The 25,115-nt window shown below is 55.0% G+C and carries 23 protein-coding genes; 8 read left to right on the top strand and 15 right to left on the bottom strand.

Annotated elements, in window-relative coordinates:
* The first annotated feature begins 183 nt into the window (after nucleotides 1–183).
* Nucleotides 184–1,299, top strand: a complete 1,116-nt coding sequence (locus AABZ39_07225; protein MEK6794551.1) for a hypothetical protein — start codon at nucleotides 184–186, stop codon at nucleotides 1,297–1,299.
* Nucleotides 1,300–1,392: 93 nt separating this feature from the next.
* Here the strand turns inward: AABZ39_07225 and AABZ39_07220 are convergent, their stop codons facing one another.
* From AABZ39_07220 to AABZ39_07205, 4 genes are all read right to left on the bottom strand, one after another.
* Nucleotides 1,393–3,264 carry a methyl-accepting chemotaxis protein gene (locus AABZ39_07220; protein ID MEK6794550.1) on the bottom strand — a complete coding sequence of 624 codons (1,872 nt, stop codon included), beginning with the start codon at nucleotides 3,262–3,264 and terminating at the stop codon, nucleotides 1,393–1,395.
* A gap of 42 nt (nucleotides 3,265–3,306) precedes the next feature.
* Nucleotides 3,307–4,341: an ABC transporter substrate binding protein gene (locus AABZ39_07215; protein MEK6794549.1), complete on the bottom strand. Its 1,035-nt coding sequence runs from the start codon at nucleotides 4,339–4,341 to the stop codon at nucleotides 3,307–3,309.
* Nucleotides 4,342–4,411: 70 nt separating this feature from the next.
* Nucleotides 4,412–7,006: an endo-1,4-beta-xylanase gene (locus AABZ39_07210; protein ID MEK6794548.1), complete on the bottom strand. Its 2,595-nt coding sequence runs from the start codon at nucleotides 7,004–7,006 to the stop codon at nucleotides 4,412–4,414.
* Between the two features lie 25 nt (nucleotides 7,007–7,031).
* The gene (locus tag AABZ39_07205; GenBank protein MEK6794547.1) at nucleotides 7,032–9,230 is read right to left on the bottom strand and encodes a hypothetical protein; all 2,199 of its coding nucleotides are present in this window, start codon (nucleotides 9,228–9,230) and stop codon (nucleotides 7,032–7,034) included.
* 115 nt (nucleotides 9,231–9,345) lie between these two features.
* On the opposite strand from AABZ39_07205, the gene AABZ39_07200 reads away from it, so the two are divergent.
* Nucleotides 9,346–10,167, top strand: a complete 822-nt coding sequence (locus tag AABZ39_07200) for a helix-turn-helix domain-containing protein (protein MEK6794546.1) — start codon at nucleotides 9,346–9,348, stop codon at nucleotides 10,165–10,167.
* 208 nt (nucleotides 10,168–10,375) lie between these two features.
* On the opposite strand, the gene AABZ39_07195 is transcribed toward AABZ39_07200, so the two are convergent.
* The 5 genes from AABZ39_07195 to AABZ39_07175 all read right to left on the bottom strand — a co-directional run bounded on the left by AABZ39_07195 (nucleotide 10,376) and on the right by AABZ39_07175 (nucleotide 13,560).
* Nucleotides 10,376–11,218 (bottom strand): helix-turn-helix domain-containing protein, encoded by an 843-nt coding sequence (locus AABZ39_07195; protein MEK6794545.1) that lies wholly within the window; start codon nucleotides 11,216–11,218, stop codon nucleotides 10,376–10,378.
* A 13-nt stretch (nucleotides 11,219–11,231) separates the two neighbouring features.
* Nucleotides 11,232–11,813 carry an imidazoleglycerol-phosphate dehydratase HisB gene (gene hisB, locus AABZ39_07190; protein ID MEK6794544.1) on the bottom strand — a complete coding sequence of 194 codons (582 nt, stop codon included), beginning with the start codon at nucleotides 11,811–11,813 and terminating at the stop codon, nucleotides 11,232–11,234.
* 28 nt (nucleotides 11,814–11,841) lie between these two features.
* The gene (locus AABZ39_07185) at nucleotides 11,842–12,324 is read right to left on the bottom strand and encodes a hypothetical protein (GenBank protein ID MEK6794543.1); all 483 of its coding nucleotides are present in this window, start codon (nucleotides 12,322–12,324) and stop codon (nucleotides 11,842–11,844) included.
* 208 nt (nucleotides 12,325–12,532) lie between these two features.
* Nucleotides 12,533–13,189 (bottom strand): 3'-5' exonuclease, encoded by a 657-nt coding sequence (locus tag AABZ39_07180; GenBank protein MEK6794542.1) that lies wholly within the window; start codon nucleotides 13,187–13,189, stop codon nucleotides 12,533–12,535.
* A gap of 71 nt (nucleotides 13,190–13,260) precedes the next feature.
* The gene (locus AABZ39_07175; GenBank protein ID MEK6794541.1) at nucleotides 13,261–13,560 is read right to left on the bottom strand and encodes a hypothetical protein; all 300 of its coding nucleotides are present in this window, start codon (nucleotides 13,558–13,560) and stop codon (nucleotides 13,261–13,263) included.
* On the opposite strand from AABZ39_07175, the gene AABZ39_07170 reads away from it, so the two are divergent.
* The 6 genes from AABZ39_07170 to aroB are packed head-to-tail and all read left to right on the top strand — an operon-like array spanning nucleotide 13,450 to nucleotide 19,075.
* Nucleotides 13,450–14,505 carry a serine hydrolase domain-containing protein gene (locus tag AABZ39_07170; protein MEK6794540.1) on the top strand — a complete coding sequence of 352 codons (1,056 nt, stop codon included), beginning with the start codon at nucleotides 13,450–13,452 and terminating at the stop codon, nucleotides 14,503–14,505. The genes AABZ39_07175 and AABZ39_07170 overlap by 111 nt on opposite strands.
* Nucleotides 14,506–14,565: 60 nt before the next feature.
* Nucleotides 14,566–15,585, top strand: a complete 1,020-nt coding sequence (gene purM / locus AABZ39_07165; GenBank protein MEK6794539.1) for a phosphoribosylformylglycinamidine cyclo-ligase — start codon at nucleotides 14,566–14,568, stop codon at nucleotides 15,583–15,585.
* Nucleotides 15,582–16,118 carry a bifunctional pyr operon transcriptional regulator/uracil phosphoribosyltransferase PyrR gene (gene pyrR / locus AABZ39_07160; protein MEK6794538.1) on the top strand — a complete coding sequence of 179 codons (537 nt, stop codon included), beginning with the start codon at nucleotides 15,582–15,584 and terminating at the stop codon, nucleotides 16,116–16,118. Before purM ends, pyrR begins: the two co-directional genes overlap by 4 nt.
* 1 nt (nucleotide 16,119) lies before the next feature.
* On the top strand, nucleotides 16,120–17,499 hold the full coding sequence (gene thrC, locus AABZ39_07155) for a threonine synthase (GenBank protein MEK6794537.1): 1,380 nt from the start codon (nucleotides 16,120–16,122) through the stop codon (nucleotides 17,497–17,499).
* Complete coding sequence (locus AABZ39_07150; GenBank protein MEK6794536.1) at nucleotides 17,496–17,969, top strand: chemotaxis protein CheX; 474 nt, start codon at nucleotides 17,496–17,498, stop codon at nucleotides 17,967–17,969. Before thrC ends, AABZ39_07150 begins: the two co-directional genes overlap by 4 nt.
* A complete protein-coding gene (gene aroB, locus AABZ39_07145; protein ID MEK6794535.1) occupies nucleotides 17,966–19,075 on the top strand; it encodes a 3-dehydroquinate synthase in 1,110 nt (369 codons plus the stop codon). Before AABZ39_07150 ends, aroB begins: the two co-directional genes overlap by 4 nt.
* Nucleotides 19,076–19,472: 397 nt before the next feature.
* Here aroB and AABZ39_07140 read toward each other — a convergent pair whose 3' ends face one another.
* The 6 genes from AABZ39_07140 to obgE form a co-directional block, all read right to left on the bottom strand.
* Nucleotides 19,473–20,678 (bottom strand): SH3 domain-containing protein, encoded by a 1,206-nt coding sequence (locus AABZ39_07140; GenBank protein MEK6794534.1) that lies wholly within the window; start codon nucleotides 20,676–20,678, stop codon nucleotides 19,473–19,475.
* Nucleotides 20,679–21,143: 465 nt separating this feature from the next.
* The gene (locus AABZ39_07135) at nucleotides 21,144–21,314 is read right to left on the bottom strand and encodes a 4Fe-4S binding protein (protein MEK6794533.1); all 171 of its coding nucleotides are present in this window, start codon (nucleotides 21,312–21,314) and stop codon (nucleotides 21,144–21,146) included.
* A gap of 55 nt (nucleotides 21,315–21,369) precedes the next feature.
* A complete protein-coding gene (locus AABZ39_07130; protein ID MEK6794532.1) occupies nucleotides 21,370–22,794 on the bottom strand; it encodes a transglycosylase SLT domain-containing protein in 1,425 nt (474 codons plus the stop codon).
* Between the two features lie 21 nt (nucleotides 22,795–22,815).
* The gene (locus AABZ39_07125; protein ID MEK6794531.1) at nucleotides 22,816–23,571 is read right to left on the bottom strand and encodes a hypothetical protein; all 756 of its coding nucleotides are present in this window, start codon (nucleotides 23,569–23,571) and stop codon (nucleotides 22,816–22,818) included.
* Between the two features lie 204 nt (nucleotides 23,572–23,775).
* Nucleotides 23,776–23,949, bottom strand: a complete 174-nt coding sequence (locus AABZ39_07120) for a hypothetical protein (protein MEK6794530.1) — start codon at nucleotides 23,947–23,949, stop codon at nucleotides 23,776–23,778.
* A 7-nt stretch (nucleotides 23,950–23,956) separates the two neighbouring features.
* Nucleotides 23,957–24,979, bottom strand: a complete 1,023-nt coding sequence (gene obgE, locus AABZ39_07115; GenBank protein MEK6794529.1) for a GTPase ObgE — start codon at nucleotides 24,977–24,979, stop codon at nucleotides 23,957–23,959.
* Between the last annotated feature and the right edge of the window lie 136 nt (nucleotides 24,980–25,115).

Genomic DNA, 25,115 nt, shown 5'->3' with positions numbered 1-25,115 from the left:
CAGAGGCGCGACAGGGAACGTTTTTCACAGCACCTCGCCATAGCGGCCGTTATGCTCTGCACGGCGCTTTTCGCCGATCTTTCTGTGCTCCGCTGTGCCGTATGGCGAGCCGATTTCTCTTGACATTTATATGTATTTGCGGAATAATGCAGGCAGTACCAAATTTTGTCAGAGGAGAAAAACATGAAACGAATCGTCTGTGTTCTTGCGCTTGCGGCGTTCGCGTTCGCGCAGGAAGCCCCGAAATTCGAATTGCCGCCGATAGGCGTCAAGCTCTACGGGTTCATCAAGGTGGACATGTCGTACGACATCAATGCCGGTGCTACCGTCAATGATGACCTCTATTTCTACGTGCCGCGCGTGAACGTGAACCGCGAATTCCGTATCGCGGCGAAGCAAAGCCGTCTCGGGCTTGATGTGTCCAACGGCACGTTCATCGGCGCCAAGATCGAGGCGGATTTTTCTGCCACGCCTACTTCCGAGCTCACGTACGCTTTCCTTCGTCTGAGGCATGCGTATGCAACGGTCGCTATCACCGACTGGCTTACGCTCCTTGCCGGGCAGACTTGGTATCTCCTTCCGATGCCTATGCCGGCAACGATCAATGATGCCGCGTTCGGCTATCAGGGCTGTCTCTGGGGACGAGCGCCGCAGTTGCGCCTGACCGTTGCCCCGGCGAATTTCCTTAAGCTCAATCTGGCGATAACGCGCCCCTCGCGCAAGATGATCGACGCCGAAGCCACAGCCGCGGGACTTCCCGGTGCGCAGGCAAATATCTGGTTCGGCAAACTTCTTGACGTGAAGGATGTTTTCGCATTTGACATGACCGTGTCCGGCGGCTATGAGCAGTGGATAACCAATATCGGCGGAACGTCCCAGACGTATTTTTTCGATGTCGGCGGGAGCATCAAGCTCGTGAATATGTTCACCATATTTGGGCAGTTCTGGTTCGGGCAGAACCTGTACGACTTCCTCGGCGGCATTGGACAAATGGGATACGGCGCCACGGGCGAGGTCATGGCCATGGGCGGTTTCGTCGACCTTAAGATCGATCCGATCAAGGAGCTCTCGTTCAACCTTGCCGCCGGTATCGATGATCCGCTGGATGAGCGTATCGTCCCGAGCGCGAGCGCGAAACTGATGAACGTAACCTTCATGGTCAACGGTACGGTTAGGATATTCGAAAAATTCTCGATAACCTTGGAATGTGACTACGTACGAACGACATACGGTCTTCCGACCGGCGCGGAAGTACGTGATAATTTCCATGTCATGAATTCGTACCGCTACGATTTTTAGCAACAAAAGTCAGAAAAAAGGACGGGCGCGTGCCCGTCCTTTTTTTATACACGAACAGAAGGGGATGTTCGTTTCGGCCGCCCCGCGGTCTTTTTACTTCGCCGTTGTACGAGGCGGGGGCAGCAGCGGATCGAGCGCCGCATCAATGTCATCGGTCTTGTAGGGCGTAACGGTCTCGGTCAGCATATCGATGCTCTCGGACATGTTCTTCGTGAGCGACAGGAGCTTCGCTGTCATCCGGTTCAGCTCACCGGCGCCGACGGCCATTTCCCCCATACTGCCGGCGATGGATCCCGAAAGCTCCCTGAGCGCTTTCATCGAATCCGTCGTTTCGCCCGAGCTTTCCATCACCGAGGTGAGCGTTTCGCGCATGCTGTTAAGCGATCCGTGTATCGCCGTATAATTGCTCCGCACGTTCTGGGTTATTTTGGATACTTCGGATATGGATATCACGATCTCGGACACCGCCTTCGATTCTTCATCGGCGGCATTCTTCACCTCATGGGTTATCGTGAACACGTTCTCGGATTCCGATGACAGTGTCGCAAAGCTCTTCTCGGTCTCACGGAGTTCCGTCGCAGCATCCTTGATCTTTGTCGCAATGGCCTTGAGCGAATTGTTCGCCTCACCGGCCTGCTTGTTGGAAATATCCGAGAGCTTGCGTATCTCTTCGGCGACGACCGCAAACCCTTTCCCCTGATCGCCCGCATGCGCCGCTTCGATAGCGGCGTTCATCGCAAGGAGATTCGTCTGCTGCGCGATGGAAACGATGACGCCGATGAATTCGTTGATAGTACCGACCGACGACAGGAGGCCGTTGATGATATCGGTGGTCTTGAGCATGCGCTCCTTGCCCTGCGTCGTTACGTCCTTGAGCATGGCCGCCGACGTCCGCGCCTTTTCGGTGACCGAGGTGACGCTTATTATCGTGGATGACATCTCCTCGATGGCCGAGGCTATCTCGGTCACGTTCGCAGATTGATTCTCAACGACCTGCTTAAGCGCGTTCGTGCTCGCCAGTATATCATCGATACCCCGTACGATACCGGCGATGCCGTGGCGCTGCGCTTCATTGTTCGCATCGGTCTTCTTCACCAGTTCGTTCTGCTGCTGAACGTTCTTTTCCACCATGGACACGGTGGCGGCGATCTCCTGTATCGTCTGTGCGCCTTCGTTCATGCTGTCGCCAAAAGCGCTGGCGCGTTCATGGGATGAAGCGCTGTTCTGCTTGACGAGGGCCACCAGCGACTGTACTTTCCCCGCGAACGTATTGAACGATCCGGCGAGCTGCCCGATCTCGTCCGTCGACCGCACCACGATGCGTTTACGCAGATCACCGTCGCCCTCGGCGATATTGTGGAGCATGTTCTCGAGCTCTATCAGCGGCCGCGAGACGATGCGGTCGAGGATTATCGCGAGCACGATCACCGCTGCGGTAAGGAGAGTCACAAGGAGGATGAGCGCGGTCAAGAGCGAACGGGCCAAGAGGGCGTTGATCGATGACTGCGTTATGCCGACATGAACGGCGCCGACGATCTCAGATGAGAACTCGACCGGGAGGATGAGCTCGAAGATGTCCCGACGCGGCGACACGATCCGCTGGCCGGCGTTCGTGAGCGCTGCCGGTGAAAAGTCGGACGCCGGTTCATATCGGTTGGTGTCCGCGGCTGCGTGGTAGAGCACCTTCGGCGTCCGGTCCGTAACATAGCAGTATACGGTTTCCGGATGCTTTGCGATATAATCCGAGAGTGCTTCGTTCATACCGGTGAGCGAATCGAACGAGAAGAACTGCAGTCCTTTTGCCGCGATATCGACGATGCGCTCTGCAGCGGTGAAATTCCCGCTGATATACGCTTCTTTATATACACGCCGCGTGCCGAGCATGTTCGGCAGCCACATCGCCACTGCAAAGGCCGATATGACCGGAACGACGACGATGATTATCTTAAAGCGAATGCTTTTCATGCACCGTACGGGGTATGCAGATCGTGTTGCGGCGTGTGCGCGCTATTTCGCGGCGCGAACGACGTTCGGGCCGGCGAGCTCAAGCAAGCCTACCGGTACCGAGATCCCGAATTTCTTCGCTTTCCCGAGGTCGAAGGCGACGCCGTTCTGCTTCGGCCATTCGGGGACCAGATCGCTCACCTTCTTGCCCTTGAGCAGTTCCGCGATCATGCGTCCTGACTGCACGCCGAAGGTGTCGAACACGGGGTATATCGACATGGTTGCACCGAGACCGTCCATGACATCGCTTCGGCCGAGCCCGCAGAGCGGTTTCTTTGCGGTTTGATAGACCATCATGGGGAACTGTTTGCTCACGCCCATTTGATCGTTCGCGCTGATAAAAAGGTCCACTTGCGCATCGAGCTCCTGCACATACGCCTTGGCGGCATCAGCCATCTGCTGCGGACCGGTCTCGCCGGTCACCGCGGGCACCATCCGATAGATGACCTGCATACCCTTGAGCGAAGGATCGCCGGCAATGGCGTCATCGAGCCACGTTTTATAGCTGTGCGACTGCGGCATATCGGCATAGATAAGGCCGATCTTCTTCACTTTCGGCATGACCTGCTTGATGAAAGCCAGACGTGATCTCACCGGTACGGGGAACGAAACGCCGGTAAAATTCGCCGTCGGGGCTGTTTTGAAATCGGCGATGATGCCGACACCCACGGGGTCCGTGACGCCGGCGAACACGAACGGCTGCTTCGTTCCGAACGCGGCTTTTTTTGCGGCGCGCGCCGGTATGGTGCCGTTGAGCACGATGACATTGTAATTCTTCGGGAGTTCTTCAGCAAGGAGCGCGGCCGCTTTCGTTTCATCGTTCTCGACGGAGACCGATACGACGGTCAGGTCCTTCCCTTCGACGAAACCGTTCGCGTCAAGGTATTTCTTACGCGCAACGGCGGCATCGGCAGGCCAGCCGGTCTTTTGTGTGTCGATGACAAGTATTTTTTTCTGTGCTGACAGCGGTGCTGCAATGACAAGGAGCGAGATCGAGCACAACGCGGCGAGCAAGAACGAGCGGATGAAGGTTTTCAAAACGTGCCTCCGGGAACGGGATGCCTCCATAATAGGGATGTATCTGAAAATGTCAAGGGTGCGCGTTTGTTCAGTCCGTTCTTTCGAAGCGTACTTCATCAATAAGTACCGTCCCCGTTCCCTCGCTCATCCCGACCCCGAGCGTGAGGGCTTCCACATCAGGCATGGTGATCACCCATTCATAGCGGCGGTATTCCCCTGAGACAGCATCGAATGCTTTTATTTTCAACTCGGCTTTTTTTTCCACATCCGCGATATTGTACTGCAGATGCGGCTTCTGCCCGCTTCCTTCACCGCGCTTGAAATATGCCGAAAAAATATAATTGCCTGCCGGTACACGGGTGTACTGCACGGCGAACACGCGCCCTTTCCCGGAGCCGGATACAGCAAGCGCATATTTCCCGCTGTTCGCGTCGGCGCTGATCGATATCGCGCCCGATGGATCGAAATTCTTATCGCGATACGACCAGATGCGCGGTTTGCCCGCGGCAAGTCCGCCTTCGCCGATATCCCCGTCTATCTCCTCAAAGCCGCCGTTCTGGCAGACGGTTTTCCGCGCATGAAGCACGGCGTTTTTTATTACAAGCGGTTTTGCGCTGATGATATAGGCCGCATTCGAGACCGGTACTGTCTCGCCGTCTGTGATGGTATTGGTCCGCCCCATGCTGTCATATGCCGCGATGCAGGGTCCCGCCGTGACAGATGCATGAGCGCTTGCGAATATGCTGAGGATTGTGCCGTCCGTTCTCGTGAAATAATGACGCACGGGGAATTCGTCGCTTCCGGTGAATCGATACATCCCCTTGTATGCATTGCACGTGCGGAGCATTTCCATGAACACCCCGGTTATGTGATATCCGGATGTCGGTGAATAAATGTAGCGGTCGGCGAACACCTCGGTCGTTCCCATGTTGTAATACCGCTCAGCACCTGCAGCGAGGAATTGTGCGTAATACTCCACGGTGGGCAGTATGCGCTTCTCATGGTCCTCTATCTGGAACCACATCTGCTCGGTCTGCCACCACGGCATTGCGGGCTTTTCCTTTTTGTACGCGGCAAGCCAGTCCTTCACGCCGTCGACGCCGGAATACCCGTGTATGTTGAATATGTCGCAGTAATTGAGCGCGCCCATTTTCATGAGCGAGAGCGGCCAGGCGCGGTCGCCATTCGGGGAGAATCCGCTGATGAGCACATTCGCTTTCGGGTCCGCCCGTTTTACTTCCGTGTACGCGGTCTTCAGCATCTCAAAATAGTCCTCCACTGATCCGGAGAACGATCCCGGCCGTGCCGGCGGGGCGAAATTCACTTCATTGTAAATTTCCCATGATGCGACAACGCCTTTGTATCGCTGTGCCGTTTCAAAGACATATCTGCCCCATGCCGCGGTATCTTTCGGCTTCCATCGCTCCGGGCGGCAGGCAAGGGGGTGCTTTTTCTTATGCGCTTCATCCGGTTCGAGGGCGGCCCAGCGCGGTGGATTGCCGAGGAGTCCCAGGATATCCAGCTTCGCATTTCTGCATTCGGACACATACGCGTCCGCCTGTGTCCATTCGAACTGCCCCTGCTCGGGTTCAATGTGCTGCCAGAGAAATACGCGTCCGCCCGCCCATGTTCGCGTGGAGCGCGCGCCGAGTTTCGTGAAGAATGAAGCCTCAACGTCGGTATCGCGGTGCTGTCCGTAGAATTTCGAGAGCGCACCGTCGGTACCCATTGTTCTCGGGAGTATCGATATTGCGTTGGTATAGAATGCATCATCTGCCCCGTGAATAGAGGTGATAATGCGATAGTAGTCATGCTTGAGCGCGAGCGGTATGCTGAACACGCGATGGACGCCGTCGGGCATGAGCGAGATGCGCGTATTTGTGGTAAAAGCGGATACCCCGTCGCTGTCGTATGCCTGTATGCTCACGCGGTATTCGGCGGCTTTATGTGCGACGCCGATGAATTCCATGAACGGCGTTTCGCCTTCGGTGTACACCTGCGTCTCAAAGCGCCATGCGGGAATAAGCGCATGATACCCGCATGAAGTATGCCACCGTGTCGTGCGGTAGGAAACATCGCGCATGCCGTTCGATGCGATGAATGATGTATCATCGTCGGCGACATGCAGCCGTCCGGGGTACACATCGCCTTCGCCGGAGGCACGCGTCGATAGTTTCATCGCGTGCACATTGAACGGCGGGAACATATCGGCTTGAAAACCGTGCGACAGGAATTCAGGACCGATGCCCTCCTTCATCGGCGTGGAGCCGACGGCCCTGCCGTTCACGAAGAGCGTAAGCGCTTTACCCCAGCTCATCGCGAGGTGAATCATCTCGTTTTTGACGTACGAGAACGAGGGCATGTCCACACGATAATAGCCTTTCCCGGTACGCACGAGCGCGGAAAGACCCCTGCCGGGTTCGGGCGGCATGAAAAGACAGAGAAGCGTATTGCCGTCCTTGCCGGGGCGCCTGGCCGGTTTCACGGCAAAGATGAATTGGCCGTCAGCGCTTGCGAATTCCTCAACCGGTTTGCTGAAGGAAAGCTCCACTTCCACCGTACCTTCGTCGGGGCGTATCACGCCGGTTGTATATCCGCGGAATAAGCCGGGTGTCGCTGAGAGCCCGTCACCGGCGGAAAGAAAAGCGGCGATGAAGATCAAGAGCACGGCACTTTGCTTCATGAATGATGCTCCTTTGTCAATGCTATCATGTATTCTGTATTCTATATACCGATGCCATTCCTGCGGCGAGGTCTATCTCGGTTATACCGCTCGCTGCAAGATGAGCATTGCCGTTGCTGAGCTCTCTGATCGTGTTGCCAAGTGAAAGCCGCGCGTGCGTTTCCTGTCCGAAATTGGCGGCGAAAATATAGTCGACGCCGTCATATCCGCTGACCCGTACCGCGCGTAAGCCCGGATCATCACATTGTATCTGCGCAACGCATTCTGCCATCCGCTTCGCTTCGCCCGATGATACGGTGCTTACGGCAAAACCGTTGTCGAACAGTACGGCGCCTTCGGGATAGAAAATATTGCCGATGGCACAGGTGAGGCATATCTCATCCGCGTACAAGCTCCCGAGTGTCGGCCTTGTCGGGCGGCATATCGCAATACGCCGTTCGCTCGGGCGGAAAATGTTGAACCGTTCGCCGCCATAGATGCGAAATAACGAAAGCTCATTATCGATGGAAAGCCATGGTGAATCGACGGGAGTCATTTCACCGCACTGTGGTATCCCGCTGAGCGTTGTCTCCCCGACAGCGCTTCGATACCGCCGTGAGCTGCCGTTAAAAATATCGTTGGGCATTTTCAGCCCGAGACCTTTCACTTCGGAGAGAATGGAATCCTTGGTCATTACCGCATGCTGCAGAACGACCATGGTGCGTGCATCGGGCAATGCCGCGGCAGCGACGAAGTGGCGCGCGAACGTATATTTTTCTTCACCTTCACCCATGGGCAGTGTTTCATTCCATTCGAGCTCTCCGCACGCGGTAAAACCGCCGTTGAACATCCTGTAATTGCACGCGAGTCGTTTCGGCACGAGCTTTCCTCTGGTACGCAGTTCTCCGTAGAGATTGTTCTGCCATTCCGCCATATCGCTTCGATGCGCCGGTACGCACTGTATCGCAGGACCGTCGGCACCCTTCCATACCCACGACGCGAGCCGATGTTCCGAGCGATGTACGGCCGCACCGTGAAAGTCCTCGTTCCATGCTGTAGTGACCGGCGGCGGCTTCGGCGAGGATGTGAGCGGGAAGTGACGGCGCCAGAATGACGCCTGCGAGAGCGTTACCGCGCGGTCGGATTCGAGGCGGGCGTAGTAGAAAAAACTATTATCCCGTACCGATGCGAGGCGTTTGGAAAGGAATGCCCCGTCACGATTCTCATCCATTTCGTGTGCGACGATGGAAAGCCAGCCCGCTTCAAATGCCGAAGCGTCATCACCGAAGCGATCGATGGCGAGAAGCCACATCGGGAGAGCATAGTCCTGACAGTAGCAGTACCGTGCGCGGGTGTCGCCGCCGATGCGCCAGAGGCGTCCGTCAGAGAATGTAAAGCCTTTCACGATACGCCAGAGGTCTTCCGAGTGATGATATACCTCGGGAGGCAGCGCTATCCCTTTGCGCTTCATATCGAAATGGAGCATGGCGATGTTCGAGAGGCAAATCACCATGTAGCCGACATTGAGATAATTGTGATGATTGAGCGAATATGCCTCGGTGAAATTAGGGCCGACATGCCATGCGGAGAGCGGTTTACCGCGGTACTCCTTGGCGGACGCGGCATCCGACGGGATGGAAATGCCGTTGAGGAAGAATGCCGTCGCCTTTTCGAGATAGGCATCGCGGCGCGCTGTGTCCGGATACGTGAGCGCTGTACGAAGAAGAAATGTCCCGTTCCATATATTCGATTCAGGCTTGTTGATGGAATGTTCGATGCCCGCGACGACGGGGTGCTCATCGGTTATCCAATCCGCTTCTGATATGAGCACGCGCTTGAGAAGCGACTTGTCATCGGCGGAAAGATGTTCCTCTATCGCATCGATGCCGTGCATCATGCGCTCAAGACCGAGGACGCTTATCCAGAAATGGCCCCATTGTCCGTTATCCGTGCACACGTTCGCTTCACCCTTGTGCGTGGAGAGCCCGTAGCGCAGGAGCGAAAGCGATAATGAACGGATATCATCGCGCTTCATACCGGTACGCTTTCCATCGAGTTCGGGCGCGGTACCGAGCACAGCGAGAGCGGAGAACACATTGAAATTGCTCTGCACCGGCCAATGGGCGCTTTCACCCGTACCATAATATGAAAGGTCGCGGTTTTTCGGGGATACGCGCACGAAACCGCGCATCGCATTCGCCCAGCGCTCGAGCAGGCGAAGATGATCCGTTGCTGTAGTGGTCATAAAAACTCCCTGTGATACCCTTAAGATAGACACGGTGTAAGCGAACGGAAATGGAAATTCATATCGTTTTCTTGTATACTATTACTGTATCCGAAAGAATAGTACAAGAGGCATTGTGCACGATACATTGGAAGACAGCGTTACAGCCATCGAGACCGAATTGGGGATATCGATGACCATCGTCGATAATGACGGCGTATTGCATACACCGGAGGGCATGTCCGTCTTCAGCCATGCGCGGCAGTCGCACCGGAAGAACGCGGTATGCGACATCGACTTCTGCGAGAAATGCATAGCCCATTGCCGCTACGAGATGAATGAAAAATGCCAGGGGCAGAGAACGCCGTTCCGTGAAGAGTGCTGGAAGGGCGTTGTTGAGATCGTTGTCCCGATGAGCTCAGGGGGGATTCACTACGGCATGCTCTATGCCGGTTCCTGGCGGACGAAGCTCACATCCCCGGCACGGCTTTCGTCCGCTTTCGCGGCGGCGTACAAAGCCCTCCCCGAGTACAGCGACGATCGTGCGGCGGCGCTCATGTCGATACTCGCGGTATACGCGGACGGCATCATCACACGGCTCAAGGAGATGAACACGCTTTCCTTCCCGGATTCGCGCGGGAATAAAGTGGCGACCTATATCCGCGAGAACGCTTCCGGAACGATACGCCTTTCCGATATCGCTGCGCTTCTCAGCATTTCAAGCTCGCGCACGAGCGTTCTCCTCAAAAAGATATTCGGTGTATCGCTCCCTTCTCTCGTTACCGCAGAACGGCTGAAACGGGCGAAGGCGCTCCTCGCCTCATCCGACCTTACCCTCGAAAAAATAGCATCCGCCACCGGGTTCTTTGATGAGTATCATCTGAGCCGTTCATTCAAGCATGCGGTGGGGATTACGCCGCGGGCGTATCGTCTGCGGCACAGAAAAGAGAATTGCTGAAGGGATTTTATTCCCGCCGACATGCTTTCAGGGCTGCAATGTATATTCGTCCATGTTTCGATTTCTCATCAAAATAAAATGACCCGAGTGATGAATTCCCCCTCTCTCACTTCTCTGTGAGAGAGGGGGAACGGCAAGTATATTCTCAGTATAACGGACATTTTCATAAGCCAAGGGGGTGAGTGTTCCGACACCCGCAGGAAAGCCATCATCCCTTCTGCGCAAAAATGCGCGCGCTCTGACGGCGATAGGCGCTCGGCGTAACACCGTAGCGCTTCTTGAACAGCGCGATGAAATGTGAACTGTTGTTGAAGCCGACGCTGTAGGCGATGCTGAGGATGTCGTCCGTGCTTGCGCGCATGCGGTAGGCGGCACGGTCGAGGCGTATCGTATTGATGAATTCAGTGGGCGTCTGCCCATAATGATCGTGCATGGAGCGCGTAACATGCTCCTGGCTTTTCCCGGCAAGTTCGATGAAGCGTTCAAGCCCGCGGGGGAAATTCTCCTCCTTCTGCATGGCATTGCATGCGGCGGAAAGCCACGCAGGCGGCGGATCAACGATCTCGGTGCGCGGCAATGACAGCATGGCTATGACATCGGCGATAAGCGATCGGCCGAGCATGCGCTTCACATCGGCCTTCGCCTGTGCGAGCACGCCGATACGTTCGATGAAGTGTCCGAATCCGTGCGGTGAGAGCGTCGTATGTGCCCGGGTCCGTACCGCTGCCTCGAGGTCCTTTATGCCGAGATAGACAGCGGCCGAATCCGCGAGCGCTTTCGTGAACGCGACATTGGTGAGGAGCGCATCCTCGCCGGTCGCCGAAAAGCAGTGCGTATCGTCGGGCAGTATGAACCAGATCGTGCCGGCATGGATGGTCGTATCACTCCCGTTATGATGATGTACGAGCGACCCTGAACGAACGATGAAGAACTCATGGAAATCGTGGCGATGCGGATGGAATTTGCGCTCGGAGGTGAAAAGCGAATCACCGACATAGACAGGAGCTTCAGCGGTGAAGAATCGCGCGCCTTTCAGTTGTTCTGCAGTCACGCGACTACCCCGCTCAGAGTATCCCTTTCGTGGACGGGATGCTTTCGTTCGTTATGCGCGAAGCACGGCGGAGCGCCACCGCGCTCGCCTTGAACATCGCTTCGATGATGTGATGCGCATTGGTGCCGTAGCTAAGGGACACATGCATGGTCATTTTTGCGCTCACCGCGAAGGCGCGGAAAAAATCGGCGGCAAGTTCGGTATCGAATTCGCCCACTTTATCGCGGGCAAGACCGTCGGCTTTATAGACCGCGTAAGGGCGGCCGGAGATATCGAGGGCCACATCGACGAGGGTCTCATCCATGGGAAGCGATACGTTCGCGTAGCGTTCTATACCTTTTTTATCGCCAAGCGCTTCCGCAACGGCCTCGCCGAGAACGATGCCGACATCCTCCACGGTGTGATGAAAATCTACGTTCACATCGCCCTTCGCTTTTATTGCAAGGTCGAATCGCCCGTGTTTGGCGAACAGTTCGAGCATGTGATTGAAAAAGCCTATCGGCGTGTCGATGGTATACGTGCCGGTGCCGTCAAGATCGAGAGAAAGTTCGATCTGTGTCTCTTTTGTCGTGCGCTCGCGCTTGCTTTTTCGCATGGCATTTCCCGCTGGAAGTATGCCTTTATTATCGGCAAACGGGGCCGAAAAATGCACTCCCCGGCCATCCGGAGCGGCAGAAAAGCCGTGTTCGGGGGTATGATGTCGTCAAAGCGTATCCGAAACGACTTCGGAACGAAGGTGATGCGAACCTGACAGCCGTCGGGCATGGGTACTTTCCATATACATCCGGGAACGGGCAATGAGCGTTCTCTCCCGGGTGTTCGGCATTCATACGGTGCATATTCCTGCTGATGAAGAGATTATAGCCTGACATATTGAGATCAGCCGCTTCTTTGTTCCAAGCGGCCTGTATCCCGGCATCAAGCGTACGCCACAGGGCCACGAGCGCCCTGAATTGACCCCGGCGGCGGAGCTGTGCCGGCGAACGCCTGTCCCTTGGAGGCGTATACCGCCGTACATAGCGTGTCTGTTTTCGGCGCTGGAATATCAGATCGCCCATCCTGCCGGATACGTGATCGACCAAGACACTATACTCGATCGCAGCCATCGACATCTCCTTCGGGCATTATCCAGTTTAAGGAAAATACCCCTATACATATATATACGGAATTCGCGTTACAAAGCCCCCCTATCGTGCCTCCCAAGGATACGATATTCCTTGCAAATACCCCCTATATAATTATTCTCCCGGACGGATACAGGGGGGGGCTTTTTTTACCCTATATGTAATTATACGAGTTGACGGATACAAGCCTCTATTTCGGGGCTTTCATGAACTCTGCGATGCACTTTTCCAGCTTCGCACGCGGGGCTTGCTGTATGCTCAGAAGCATTTCATGCGACACATGGTCCAGATCGAAACGCTGCTCTAATTCCCGCTGTATATGCATAAGAAGGTGCGCAGCAGCCGTGGCATCCGCCAATGCGCGGTGATGCTTAGTCGACGGCAGACGGAGCGTTTCCACGAGCGAGGAAAGCTTGTGGCTTGGTATCTCAGGGAACACGCGGCGCGAAAGCATGAGCGAACAGAGCATTTCCTTATCCCGCGGCCTCTTAAGCTTGATGAGCTCTGCATCGAGGAATTTACTGTCGAACGCCGCATTGTGCGCGACCAATCGATGCGATGCAATGAACTCGGTGACTTCCTGCATGACCGTTCCCACATCGGGCGCATGCCTGACCATGCTGTCCGTTATGCCGGTAAGTTCCTGGATGAAATAGGGGATGTGCACGCCCGGGTTCATGAGACTTTCGTAGGTATCGACGATAACCCCGTCCTCAAGGATGACGACGCCGATCTCGGTGGGCCGGGCGCCGCATTCAGGCGAGATGCCGGTGGTCTCAAAGTCTATGACGGCGAACGTCCCTTGTGGATGGGACGGAGATGAATGTGCATTATTTCCTGCGGGCATTGTCGATAGTATATTCCCGCGTCATCATACCGTCAAGGAGCATACATGCATTCGCCTTCGTATCCACCTGTTCAGCCGCCGTTGTTCCCGGCGATCACATTTGCATCCGGTGCTGCGGATGATATACTCTCCCGAATGAAGAATTCTTCATCAGGATATTCTGCCGGATGAACGCTTCGGAGGGGAGAATGCATACTGCGGTCTATCGTATGCTCGTCAGATTTTCTTTTGTTCTTTGTTCGATCGCGGCCGTCCATGAGGTGCGCGCTGACATAGGCGCGGACCTTCAGCTGGAATTGAACAAGGTCATTGCGCAGATCCCTGCTCCCGGAGGGCAATTGTATGTCAAGCTTTCGGATGGTACGGTCCACTCGTTGAGTACGGGTCAATTCTCGATCGTACCGGACAAGCCCATGACCGCGACATCCCCCATGAAGATGTGGAGCATCTCAAAAACGTTCACCCACGTGTCGATACTCATGCTGATCGAGTCGGGTGCGCTGCGTCCTGACAGGACGCTCAGCAGCATCGAGGAAGAGTTTCCCGACCTCTATCAGGGTGCCCTGAAGCATTATCCCGGCAGCGGCGCCGTAACGGTCCGGGACCTGCTCAGTCACACCTCGGGCATCATCGACTATATGGTGCTGCCGGAATACCTGAGCAACTGGAACCAGGTGCTTTCCCCGGGGGCGATCATCCTCACCGCATCGAAACATCAGGACAGTGTGCGTCCCCGGACACGATCACGGTATTCGAATACGGCGATGCTGATACTTGCCCGGATCATCGAATCGCTTTCCGGTATGCCGTACGAACGGTACATCGAAGAAAGGATCATACGCCCGATCGGCCTCAAGCACACCGCTGTCGCGGCACAGAACGATGGATGGGGTCCGGTGCATGGATACGACAGCGGTTTTCGCGAGGTGACAACATCCGTTTCACCGTCCATGGTATGGGGCACCGGTGCGGTCATCTCATGCGCATCGGATATTGGGTTGTGGTTCGAGGCGGTGCTGCATGCCAAGGTTCTTGCCCCGGCCACTGCAAAGGATATCTTCATCCCCGTAAAACTTGAAAATGGGGCTGATGCGGATTACGGCCTTGGCTTTCATATCAAAAAATACGCGAACGGCTTCGAGCTCTATGGACACGGCGGCGGGCCGCTCAAAGGGAACAGTGCGACCATGCAGTACTCCCCGCAGCTGAAGGCCTATGTCGTGGCAATGGCGAACGGAGCTTCCGGGAATGCCAATGTCCTCCTCGGGGCCATCGGATGGCAGCGAATAGCGGAATACAATCGCGGAAAAAAATAGGGGTTCATTGCTTTTTCACCTGCCGATAGTATAATGCGTAAAAATCATGCAAGGGACGCTATGGGACTGACCTACAAAAAAGCGGGCGTTGATATCCATTACGCCGACAGCCTCATCGACAGGATTAAAGCGAACGTAAAAACGACGTACACAAAGAACGTGTTGACACCCATCGGCGGTTTTGCGTCGCTCGTTGGATTTGATAAAAAGTACAAACAGCCGATCATGGTGTCCGGCACCGACGGCGTGGGCACCAAGCTCCTCCTTGCGAAGGACATGGATATTCACGATACCATCGGCATCGATCTTGTCGCCATGTGCGTGAACGATGTGGCAACCACCGGCGCACAGCCGCTTTTTTTCCTCGATTACATCGGCGTGGGTTCACTCGCGTCCATCCCCTATGAGTCGATAATCCGCGGCGTGGTGAAAGGCTGCAAGCTCGCCGGGTGTTCGCTCGTCGGCGGCGAGACGGCGGAACTCCCCGGCATGTACGGCATCGGCGAATACGATCTCGCCGGGTTCTCTGTCGGCGTGGCCGAGAAGAGCGAACTTCTTCCCCGAAAGAACATCATACCGGGCGATGTGGTGATCGGTCTTGCATCGAGCGGCTTTCACTCCAACGGCTATTCGCTCGTGCGCAAGGTCGTTGCGAAAGCGAAGCTCAACCTCAATAAAAAATACGATCTCCCCCGCACGCTCGGGGAGATGCTCCTTACGCCGACCATCATCTATGTGAAGACATTGCAGGCGCTCGTGAAAAAGGACCTCATCAAATCGGCGGCGCATATCACCGGCGGCGGCCTCATCGGCAATGCCACTCGTGTGATACCCGCGAAGACCGACATCGTGTTCCGAAAAACGGATGTGGCTCCGCGCGGCATCTTCACCTTCATACAGAAAGCGGGCGGCATACCGGATGATGATATGGTTGAGACGTTCAATAACGGCATCGGCATGGTCGTCATTGCATCGAAGTCGAAGGCGGACGCGGTGCTCCGTGCCTTAAAGCAACTGAAGGCGAGCGCCTGCGTTATCGGCGAGATGGCGAAGGGGACCGGCGAAGGCTTCATCCGATGACACGCGAATGCATGAACAGCTCCGCGATGAACGCGGCTATCGTCCGCATGGCGCGTGAATTCTGCGATCGCGAGAAGGATGCATCGACCTTCGCGTTCATCGGCATACGCTCGCGCGGCGACATCATCATGGAACGCTTCCGCACCGCCGTATCGTCCTTCGTGAAAACGCCCATCGATACCGGCACGCTCGATATCACGTTCTACCGCGACGACTTGAGCCGGCGCATTGAGCTCCCGGAAGTGAAGGAAACGCGCATTCCGTTCGATATCACGAACCGAAAGATACTCCTTATCGACGATGTGTTCTTCACCGGGCGCACGATTCGCGCGGCGATGAACGCCCTTTTCGATTACGGCCGTCCGTCGCTGATACGCCTCCTCGTCCTTGTCGACCGCGGCGCACGGGAGCTCCCCATCGTTCCCGACTACATCGGCACGACCGTCGATGCGAAGAAAGACGATATCGTGAACGTTACGCTCGCAGAGAAAGACGGTACGGATGCGGTCATCATCCAGGAGAAACGGGCGTAACATGGGCAGAAAAAAGATCGTCAGGAAGAGGACGGCCGCGAAAAAGCCGGCGCTCACCGCGCATTTCCGCTGTGCGGAAGGCTGCGACGTGCAGTACCCGCTCGATACCGTCGTCTATACCTGCGAAAAATGCGGCGGGCTTCTCGAAGTGCATCACGATATCGATGCCCTTGCGCAAAGGTCCGCGAAGGAATGGAAAGCGCTCTTTGATGAGCGTATGCGCACGAACACATATCCCTACGGCTCCGGCGTCTGGGGTAAGAAGGAATGGGTACTCCCGCACATCGACAAGGACCATATCGTCAGCATGTACGAAGGCAATACCAATCTCTTCTGGGCGCAGCGCCTTGAGAAGGAACTCGGCCTCAAAGAACTCTGGATAAAACACTGCGGGACATCGCATACCGGGTCGTTCAAGGACCTCGGCATGACGGTGCTCGTTTCGCAGGTGAACGCGATGCGCAAAAAAGGCGTCCCGATAACCGCGGTGGCGTGCGCCTCGACGGGCGACACCTCGGCCGCGCTCGCCGCGTACTGCGCGTATGCGGACATCCCTTCGATAGTGTTCCTCCCGCGCAACAAAATATCCGTCGCGCAGCTCGTGCAGCCCATCGCGAACCATTCCATCGTCCTTGCGCTCGACACCGACTTCGACGGGTGCATGCGCATCGTCAAGGAAGTGACGAAGGACAACAGGATATATCTCGCCAACTCCATGAATTCGCTCCGCATCGAGGGGCAGAAGACCGTAGGCATCGAGATAATCGAACAGCTCGATTGGCAAGTGCCCGATACCATCATCATCCCCGGCGGCAATCTCGGCAATGTGAGCGCGCTCGGCAAGGGACTGCTCATGCTGGAATCGCTCGGCATGATAAAGAAACGCCCGCGCATCGTGGTCGCACAGGCGCATAATGCCAATCCGCTCTATCGGTCGTATCTCACGGGCTTCCGCGAATTCTCGCCGATGACCGCCGAAAAAACGTTCGCCTCGGCGATACAGATAGGCGATCCGGTGAGCATAAAGAAGGCGATCGCCGTGCTCAGGGAATTCAACGGCGTCGTCGAAGAGGCGACGGAAGATGAGATAGCGGACGCCGCGGGCAGAAGCGACAGGACGGGGCTCTTCGTCTGTCCGCACACCGCGGTCGCGATGAGCGCGCTCTTTAAGCTCGTCGACAGAAAGGTCATCGACAGGAAAGAGACGGTCGTTGTCGTATCGACGGCGCACGGCCTTAAGTTCACCGATTTCAAGATAGGGTATCACACCGGCGCATTTTCCGGCATATCGGCGAAGTACGCTAATCCGCCGCTGGAACTGCCCGCCGATGTCGGTGCAGTTAAGGACGCTATCTCCCGAGAAATAACAAAGAGGAAATGATGTTCGATCTCCCTGTCGTCAATGCGTTCAGCTCCTCCGCGGTGACCATACTCAAGTCCTACTGCCGCACCGGTGTGAGCAAGGGCGATGTCATCGTGAAGAATTCGTTCAGCCCGCTCATGGGTGTGGGCGTGTTCATCGGCATCACCGGCATGCTCGACACGAAGCTCATGCTCGATATGGAAAAGGACACCGCGTTCAATCTCGCATCCAAGCTCAACGAAGAGACGATAGATTCCATCGATGATATCTTCATCGCCACCGTGAAGGAGTTCGCCAACATGGTTGCCGGCGGTGCCATCAACGAGCTTTCCACGCGCGGCATAGACCTCGATATGACCACGCCGACCTTGTTCATGGGAGAGCATATGAGCATCGTCGAGAAGGCGAACGAGGAGATACTGGTCATTAACTATGATACCGATATCGGCTGCATCGCCATGAATCTCATCATCAAAAAGAAACGATGAAACGCATCAAGCGCATATCCGTAACGATACCGGCAGGACTTCCCCGGAGGTATGATATCACCGTCGGCGAGGACCTGTTCGATGCGGCGGCCGCTTTCATCGCAAAAGAATTCCCGAAGCGGCGCATTGCCGTCGTTACCGATTCGCATGTGAACCGATATTCCGCACGCCTCCTGTCCGCGCTCTCCGCGGTCGGCAGGGGAGCGGACGTCTGCGTTCTTCAACCGGGGGAGCGTACGAAAAAGCTCGCAACGATCGAACGCATCACCGACCATTTTTTCGCCCGCGGCTATGGACGCGACAGCGTGTTCATCGCCTTGGGCGGCGGCGTTGTCGGCGATATGACGGCCTTCGCCGCATCGATATTCACGCGCGGCGTTCCCTTCGTGCAGATGCCCACCACCATCGTTAGCATGGTCGATTCGTCCGTCGGCGGCAAGACCGGCGTGGATACGCGCTACGGCAAGAACCTCATCGGCACGTTCGATCAGCCTCAAACGGTGTTCGCATCGCTCGATCTGCTTACAACGCTCCCGGACGACGAATATCGCTTCGGTTTCTCCGAGGTGATAAAGCACGCCCTTATACGCGACAAGGCGCTCTTCGCTCTCCTCGAAAAGAACATCGACAAGATCCGCGCGCGGGACATGTCATTCCTCGCAGACTGCATAGCACGCAACATCGAGATAAAAAAATCGGTAGTAGAGAAGGATGAGCGCGAGGGCGGGCTTAGGCAGATACTCAATTTCGGGCATACCATCGGCCATGCGATAGAACGCGCGTCGAATTACCGCATGAACCACGGACGCGCGGTGGGCTGCGGCCTTGTGTACGAATCGATAATATCGTCCGACCTGGGTCATCTCACGCAGACCGATGTGACGCGTATTGCCGACCTTCTTCGCGGGCTTTCTATCGTTACGCCGGCCCGTTTCGACCCCCGGCGGATAATTCCGCTCACGCGGGCTGACAAGAAGGCCGTCGGCGGGAAAGCGCGCTATGTCATGCTCAGCAGCATCGGCACGGTGCGTTCTGAGAAGGGTGTATACAGTTTTCCGGTGGATGATGCGGTTGCTTCACGGGCGCTTGCGACGAGGCTTGCATAGCGATGACGGTTTTCCGCGGGTTTTGGAACACTCACCCCTACGGCATAAAACAAAACCTGAAACAGATAGTGAACTTGCCTCTTCCCCTCTCTCACGGGAATGTGAGAGAGGGGAAGGTCAATGCCTGGGTGATTCTGTTTTGAAGAGATGGATAGTACGTTGCAATTTCCACCGCCGCCCGGCATGTCTCTCCAGCCAAAATCGGAACTAAATTTATCTGCTCCATTTCGAAATTGTTTTCGTAAATTGCCTTGAGTATCGGGATTTAAATACGTTTCTGATTTTACTGTCGAATACACCGTTGTATGTATTGTCAAAGAGATAATGAATATGAAAAAAGTTAGGTGTTTCATTTACTCTCTCATTGGCACTGCCCAATTAACGGTTTCGGTAGAAATTAACTTGCCTTGTAAGCTATATTCCAGCCCTCTGCAAATCCACCTTCATCATTTGCCGTAGGACTTCCAACTGAAATATTATAGCCCTTCCCCGGTTTTTCCTGATGAATGAATCGTATAAGTGGAATATTTGATTCTGGACTGAGGATACTTATATCTATTGCCGGTGCATTGGGTCTATAATTGTGTCGGCTATGAGAAACGCAATAATACTTGTCTACTGGGTCAGAATCATAATCAAGTCGTTTTACCAATCGTCCATATTTATCAAGATAACCAGTTGTGCGGGCGCCATACATCCCATTATCACTAAATCCTCCCGCATCAATTAAGAGCATATAGTTCCCATCGTACGTTATGGAGGCTCTCCCCTCAGGATTGCCAAACCATTCGCCGGTTTTTTCACCATAAATGTTATAAAACTCTAATTTCGAATAGGCGAATCCGCCACTGCCATCTATATCCCTAGCAAGAAAATCACCGCCGTCGGGGCTATTCTTGTTAACGAAAGCAAATTGTTTAAAAATGACTGTTGACTCGCCATGTGGGAAGTTGGTATAAATATACGCGCGTTCAAAGTACTGCATGGTCGAACCATTTTTTATTTGTTCAATTGCACGTTGATACGGTGGATAATTTTCAAATGTAGGCGAGTAGCTATTTATATTTGCTTTTGAAACAGGAACCGATTTCGCCGCAAGGCGAGCATTATAGGTTTTGTAATCATGACCTGTTTCAATACCCTTTTGAAGCTTAATATCTCCGATATATACATTTGCGGAATCTTCCTTAATCGTAACTTTCGCTTTTGCCCCTGACCTCGAGGAGTAATCACTGTAGTCGCTCAAATCCTTTTTTTGCGCCCAACCATACGTTTCAACTTTCGGTGTTGATATTTTCACAAAATAATCAGCCGTTTCTACAATTTGGACAAGCATGCCTTTACTGATTTTATCAACGACCTTGCTCGAAATATCCGGCAATTCATAAACATTGATGGCATTAGTGATCGTAGCGGTATTCTCGCAAAAGCCAAATACATTCGTTTTGGGAAGTGGTGCGATATTTTCTTTATCGACCTTTGTCCAAAAGTCCACATCATTAACCCTTACCAATACCATGCCGTCTTTTTCGGCAAGTATTATATCCCCTTTTTTTACTGAATATAATTTCTTTGCAACATATTTCTTTTCACTTTCAGGCATGACTGTCAATTGCTTTTTTTGAGGAGCGGCGCAGGATAGGCATAGTAAGGATAACCACAAAGGCGCTAAAGCGCAAATGAGATGAAGGTGTTTTAGAAAGATAGAATAGAAAGCACTTTGCATTTTTTACTGCCGACACCTGCAATACCGCCAAGTATACCACCCGCCGAATTCCTGTCAATTCAAACCGTGTCGCACCGCGTTTCGCTGCGGTGTCACCGCCCGCCCCGGCATCCATGCCTACGGGCGGCGCTGACAGTATATTCCTGTCTTCAAATAATATTTACCACGGAAGGAATTAATATTCAGACTGAATGCTTTTCCGTATGTGATGTGTTCTCCCCCTCTCTCACATCCCCGTGAGAGAGGGGGAGCCCCGAGGGGGTGAGTGTACGCCCTATCGGACAATAAATGAAAACGGGGAAGGCCTGCGCCCTCCCCGGATGTTCCGATGCATTATGATGCTTACGCTTTCTTGATCGCTTCGCTCGGGCATACGGCCACGCAGCTTCCGCAATCGTCGCATTTTGCGGCTTCTATCGTATAGATCGGGTCTCCCTCCAGTATCGCGCCTTTCGGGCATTCAGGAAGGCAGACTCCGCAGGCAACGCAATCTTCTGTTATTTTGTGGGCCATCTCATTACTCCTCATAATAATTTCGGGGATACTATAACAATAAATCCGAAAATGTCTAGCGCTTGCTGCCAGCATTCTTCACCGGTATGCGGAGGAATATCTCCTCCCCCTCGCCCACAAAATAGCCGGGGAGCGAATTCCACGCCCGTATCTCATCCATGCTTATCTTCAGTTTCATCGCAATGGTCCACATCGTCTCATTCCTTCCGACGCAGTAGATGACATCGCGATGGTCGTAGCCCGGCGGTTTGAGCCTCTTGAAATTGACATACTTCCCGAGCGCGATCTCCGCCTGGCGTGCCTCGTACTCTTTCTCGTCTATCTGCTTGGCGTTCCCGAGCCCGCTCACCGGGATGAGTATGCGTTCCCCGACCTGTACTATCTTTGACGAGCGCAGTTTGTTCACGTCCATGATGGCGGTTACGGGGACATTGTAGAACGCAGCGAGCTGCCAGAGCGATTCACCCATGCGCAGGGTGTGCTGCCGGAACGTTACACGCTCCTCGGGCGGTATCTGCGCGAACGTCTCATTGAACACGGCGGCTTTTCCCTTCGGGAGGCGGAGCGGATAGCGCATCGCCTTCGGCGGCGTTATCCACTGATTGAGCTCGGGGTTGAGCGTCATTATCGTTTTCTGATCGCACTCGATCATGGAAGCGAGCATTGTAATGTCTGCCGCATCGTCGATGTACACGACATCGTAGTGCCCGAAATCGACCGCGGGTGCGTTCACTTTGAACCCGTAACGCTCGGGGTTCTTCGCTATCATCGTGGCCGCGATGAATTTCGGTATGTAGCGCCTCGTCTCGTCCGCGAGCGCTTTCTTCTGCACGAGCTCCCAGAACACGTTCGTTTTATATCGCTTTATGGAACGTGATATCTTCCCCCCGCCGGCATTGTACGCGGCAAGTGCCAATACCCAGCTCTTGAAATTCGGATAGAGCCGTTTGAGATGCTTCGCGGCGGCGTGTGTCGATTTGATGGGGTCCTTACGCTCATCCACCCAGTAGTTGATGCGCAGGTCGTAGATGACGGCGGTCTGTGACATGAATTGCCAGATGCCGAAAGCGCCCACGGGCGACTTGCAGCCGATGACGAATTCGCTCTCGATGATGGGGAGATACGCAAGGTCTTCCGGGATATCATACTGCTTGAATATCTTTTTAATGTACGGGATATAGAGCTGCCCGCGATCGAGCGCCGCCTGGAACCAGCGTCTGCCGCCGGTCTGAAAACCCTTGATATAGGACTTCACCGTATCGTCGGCGAAATCATCAACGGTGAAACCGTCAAGCTCGATGATCTTTATCTCATCGGAAGCGGTCATGCGCTCACCGTACACCTCAAGCTCGAAGAGGTTCTCCCCGGCAAGCCCGCGGCGTACGAACTGCTCATATTCATAACAGGAAAATTGCGTGCCGGCGATGGCAGAGAGCATCAGCCAGAAGATGATCCGTCGAATGTGTTGTATGCGTTGCATTATCGTTCCGAAGCGGCAGCGTTATCGAATGGCCTCTGTAAGCGTTCGCGCACAGTCTTTGCCCGCACTCTGGACCATTTCGCCCAATACCGTGAACACCTCGTCCTGATGCCGGCGATTGGTGAGCGCGCTCGAATCGCCGAACACCTCGAATTCGCTCGTGTACGGGGATTCGACGTCCTTGACGATATAGGTTGATTCCGTGCGCAGTAAGTCGGCGTAGAGTACGGTGCCGTTCCTGTCGCTTATGCTTACCCGTGCCGACATCGCCTGCCCCCAGACCGAATGATAGAGGGTTATCGACATGAAGGCATCGGCCTTTACTTTCGCAAAGAGCGCTGTCCGCTCGGGGGCGGCATACCGCGAGAGGTCTATCGTGTCGCGCGCGACAGCCATGCCGTCGCGTGCGTTGACGCGCGTGAGCGCCTTGTATTCGGCGGCGTTCATCGCTTCGCGAAGGCTTATGATGCGGTAATTAGTGTTCCCGCCATTGAATGCCGTCTGGAAATTCGTCGCGATGTATTCCGCATATACCTGCGTATTGAGGTATTTCATGCGGTCGCTCTTTCCGGAGACGAACGGCAGTACTTTTATCGAACGGGACGACACGCGCCGTTCCATCATCTCGGAATCGGTGCCGTCGCAGGCGGAATTCACTTTCACCTGTACCAAGGCTATCGTCTTTATGCGGCGAAGGTCCTCTTTCGGAAGGCCGAATGTCGTGCAGGAAACGGTGAGCGCGGCGAGCGTGATGGATGCAAGAACATATTTTATCATGGGCGAATTATAACCGCTGGAGTTCAAAAGTCAAACACGCATTGAAATGATAACCCCTTACCCCGCCGTTTTCAATTTTTCTTCCTGAATGTTTTTTTGGCGCCCCTTTGCCCTTCAAAAGGCATGCGCCAAGGATGGCGCAGCTGGCGGCGGCCATGGATGGCCAAAGCCGCTACGGAAAGGGGCAGGGGGACAGGGGTTATTCTACCCCTCGATGCGCGACGACTCCTGTGTCACCCGCTCAAGATCCCCCTCGAATTTGCCCAGCATCGGCGACATGTCGGAACGCGGACGCACGAGGAGCATGATGACAAGCACGATGACGGCAATAAGGAGCACGGCGATCGAGATGATACCTGCGATGATGATGCCGCTCATGGTGATCTCAGGACGACACCGCGGTCTTATGCCGCTGTGATATGTGGTAGAGCGCGTTCCTCATCGGCGCGACACCGTCGCCGGTAGCCGCGGAAATGGCGAACACCTCTTCGATGGTGCTCCCGCGTATCCCTTCCCGGAATTCCCGGATCATCTCGGGGAGGAGCTCGACATCGATGAGATCGGTCTTCGTGAGGACGGCGATGGCCGGTTTTTTCGCGAGCTCATCCTTGTACTGCAGAAGCTCATTGAGGAGCGTCCGGTAGGCGGTGGCAGGATCGACCTCGTAGAGATCGATGACGAAAGCGAGCACTCGCGTACGCTCGACATGCTTGAGGAACGATATCCCGAGGCCCAGGCCTTCATGCGCACCTTCGATGATGCCGGGGATATCGGCGATGATGAAGCTCGCGTCCACATCGATGTAACAGACGCCCAGATGCGGCGTGAGCGTGGTGAACGGATACGCGGCTATCTTCGGATGCGCCTTCGTCAGATGCGCTATGAGCGTTGACTTGCCTGCATTCGGGAGCCCCACAAGACCCACATCCGCGATGAGCTTTATTTCGAGCCGATAGGTGAACGCCTCGCCGGATAATCCATGCTGCGCATAGTCAGGCGCACGGTTCGTCGACGTCGTGTAGAATTTATTGCCCTTGCCGCCCTTGCCGCCGCGTGCGCCGATGAACGTTTCTCCATCCCTGGTAAGATCGGCAACGACAGCACCATCCTCGGAGAATATCACGCTTCCCTCGGGGAGCCGTATGATGAGGTCGTCGCCCGCCTTTCCCGACATCATACAGCCTTTGCCGCTGTCGCCGTTCCTGGCGAACAATTCCCGTTTCGTGCGGAGCTTGTAGAACGTTGTCTCGCGCCGGTCGCAGATGAAAATGACGTCGCCGCCTTTGCCGCCGTCGCCGCCGTCCGGGCCGCCCTTGGGTACGCCCGCCTCGCGGCGGAACGATACTGCGCCCGGACCGCCGTGACCGGCGGTGACTGCGAGCGTTATTTCATCAAGAAAGGGATCCATGGTATGCCAGATGGTTCTATTTGCGGGTCGATCGTGTCGGCAGTATATCACAGGCGGGTGTGAACGCAATGAGCCGCTGGACTTGAAAATTCCCACCTTTCAAAGCTGTTTAAAATTTCGATATCATTGTACAATG

It is taken from the genome of Spirochaetota bacterium, from assembly GCA_038043445.1.
Lineage (GTDB): Bacteria > Spirochaetota > Brachyspiria > Brachyspirales > JACRPF01 > JBBTBY01.
The sequence above is the reverse complement of the archived record's forward strand: the minus strand, read 5'-3'. Positions and strand labels throughout refer to the sequence as shown.

Coding starts and splice junctions, on each gene's coding strand:
- AABZ39_07225 (MEK6794551.1), top strand. CDS start 184: ATGAAACGAATCGTCTGTGTTCTTGCGCTTGCGGCGTTCGCGTTCGCG.
- AABZ39_07220 (MEK6794550.1), bottom strand. CDS start 3,264: ATGAAAAGCATTCGCTTTAAGATAATCATCGTCGTCGTTCCGGTCATA.
- AABZ39_07210 (MEK6794548.1), bottom strand. CDS start 7,006: ATGAAGCAAAGTGCCGTGCTCTTGATCTTCATCGCCGCTTTTCTTTCC.
- AABZ39_07205 (MEK6794547.1), bottom strand. CDS start 9,230: ATGACCACTACAGCAACGGATCATCTTCGCCTGCTCGAGCGCTGGGCG.
- hisB (MEK6794544.1), bottom strand. CDS start 11,813: ATGCGAAAAAGCAAGCGCGAGCGCACGACAAAAGAGACACAGATCGAA.
- AABZ39_07185 (MEK6794543.1), bottom strand. CDS start 12,324: ATGGCTGCGATCGAGTATAGTGTCTTGGTCGATCACGTATCCGGCAGG.
- AABZ39_07180 (MEK6794542.1), bottom strand. CDS start 13,189: ATGCCCGCAGGAAATAATGCACATTCATCTCCGTCCCATCCACAAGGG.
- purM (MEK6794539.1), top strand. CDS start 14,566: ATGGGACTGACCTACAAAAAAGCGGGCGTTGATATCCATTACGCCGAC.
- pyrR (MEK6794538.1), top strand. CDS start 15,582: ATGACACGCGAATGCATGAACAGCTCCGCGATGAACGCGGCTATCGTC.
- thrC (MEK6794537.1), top strand. CDS start 16,120: ATGGGCAGAAAAAAGATCGTCAGGAAGAGGACGGCCGCGAAAAAGCCG.
- AABZ39_07150 (MEK6794536.1), top strand. CDS start 17,496: ATGATGTTCGATCTCCCTGTCGTCAATGCGTTCAGCTCCTCCGCGGTG.
- aroB (MEK6794535.1), top strand. CDS start 17,966: ATGAAACGCATCAAGCGCATATCCGTAACGATACCGGCAGGACTTCCC.
- AABZ39_07140 (MEK6794534.1), bottom strand. CDS start 20,678: ATGCCTGAAAGTGAAAAGAAATATGTTGCAAAGAAATTATATTCAGTA.
- AABZ39_07135 (MEK6794533.1), bottom strand. CDS start 21,314: ATGGCCCACAAAATAACAGAAGATTGCGTTGCCTGCGGAGTCTGCCTT.
- AABZ39_07130 (MEK6794532.1), bottom strand. CDS start 22,794: ATGCAACGCATACAACACATTCGACGGATCATCTTCTGGCTGATGCTC.
- AABZ39_07125 (MEK6794531.1), bottom strand. CDS start 23,571: ATGATAAAATATGTTCTTGCATCCATCACGCTCGCCGCGCTCACCGTT.
- AABZ39_07120 (MEK6794530.1), bottom strand. CDS start 23,949: ATGAGCGGCATCATCATCGCAGGTATCATCTCGATCGCCGTGCTCCTT.
- obgE (MEK6794529.1), bottom strand. CDS start 24,979: ATGGATCCCTTTCTTGATGAAATAACGCTCGCAGTCACCGCCGGTCAC.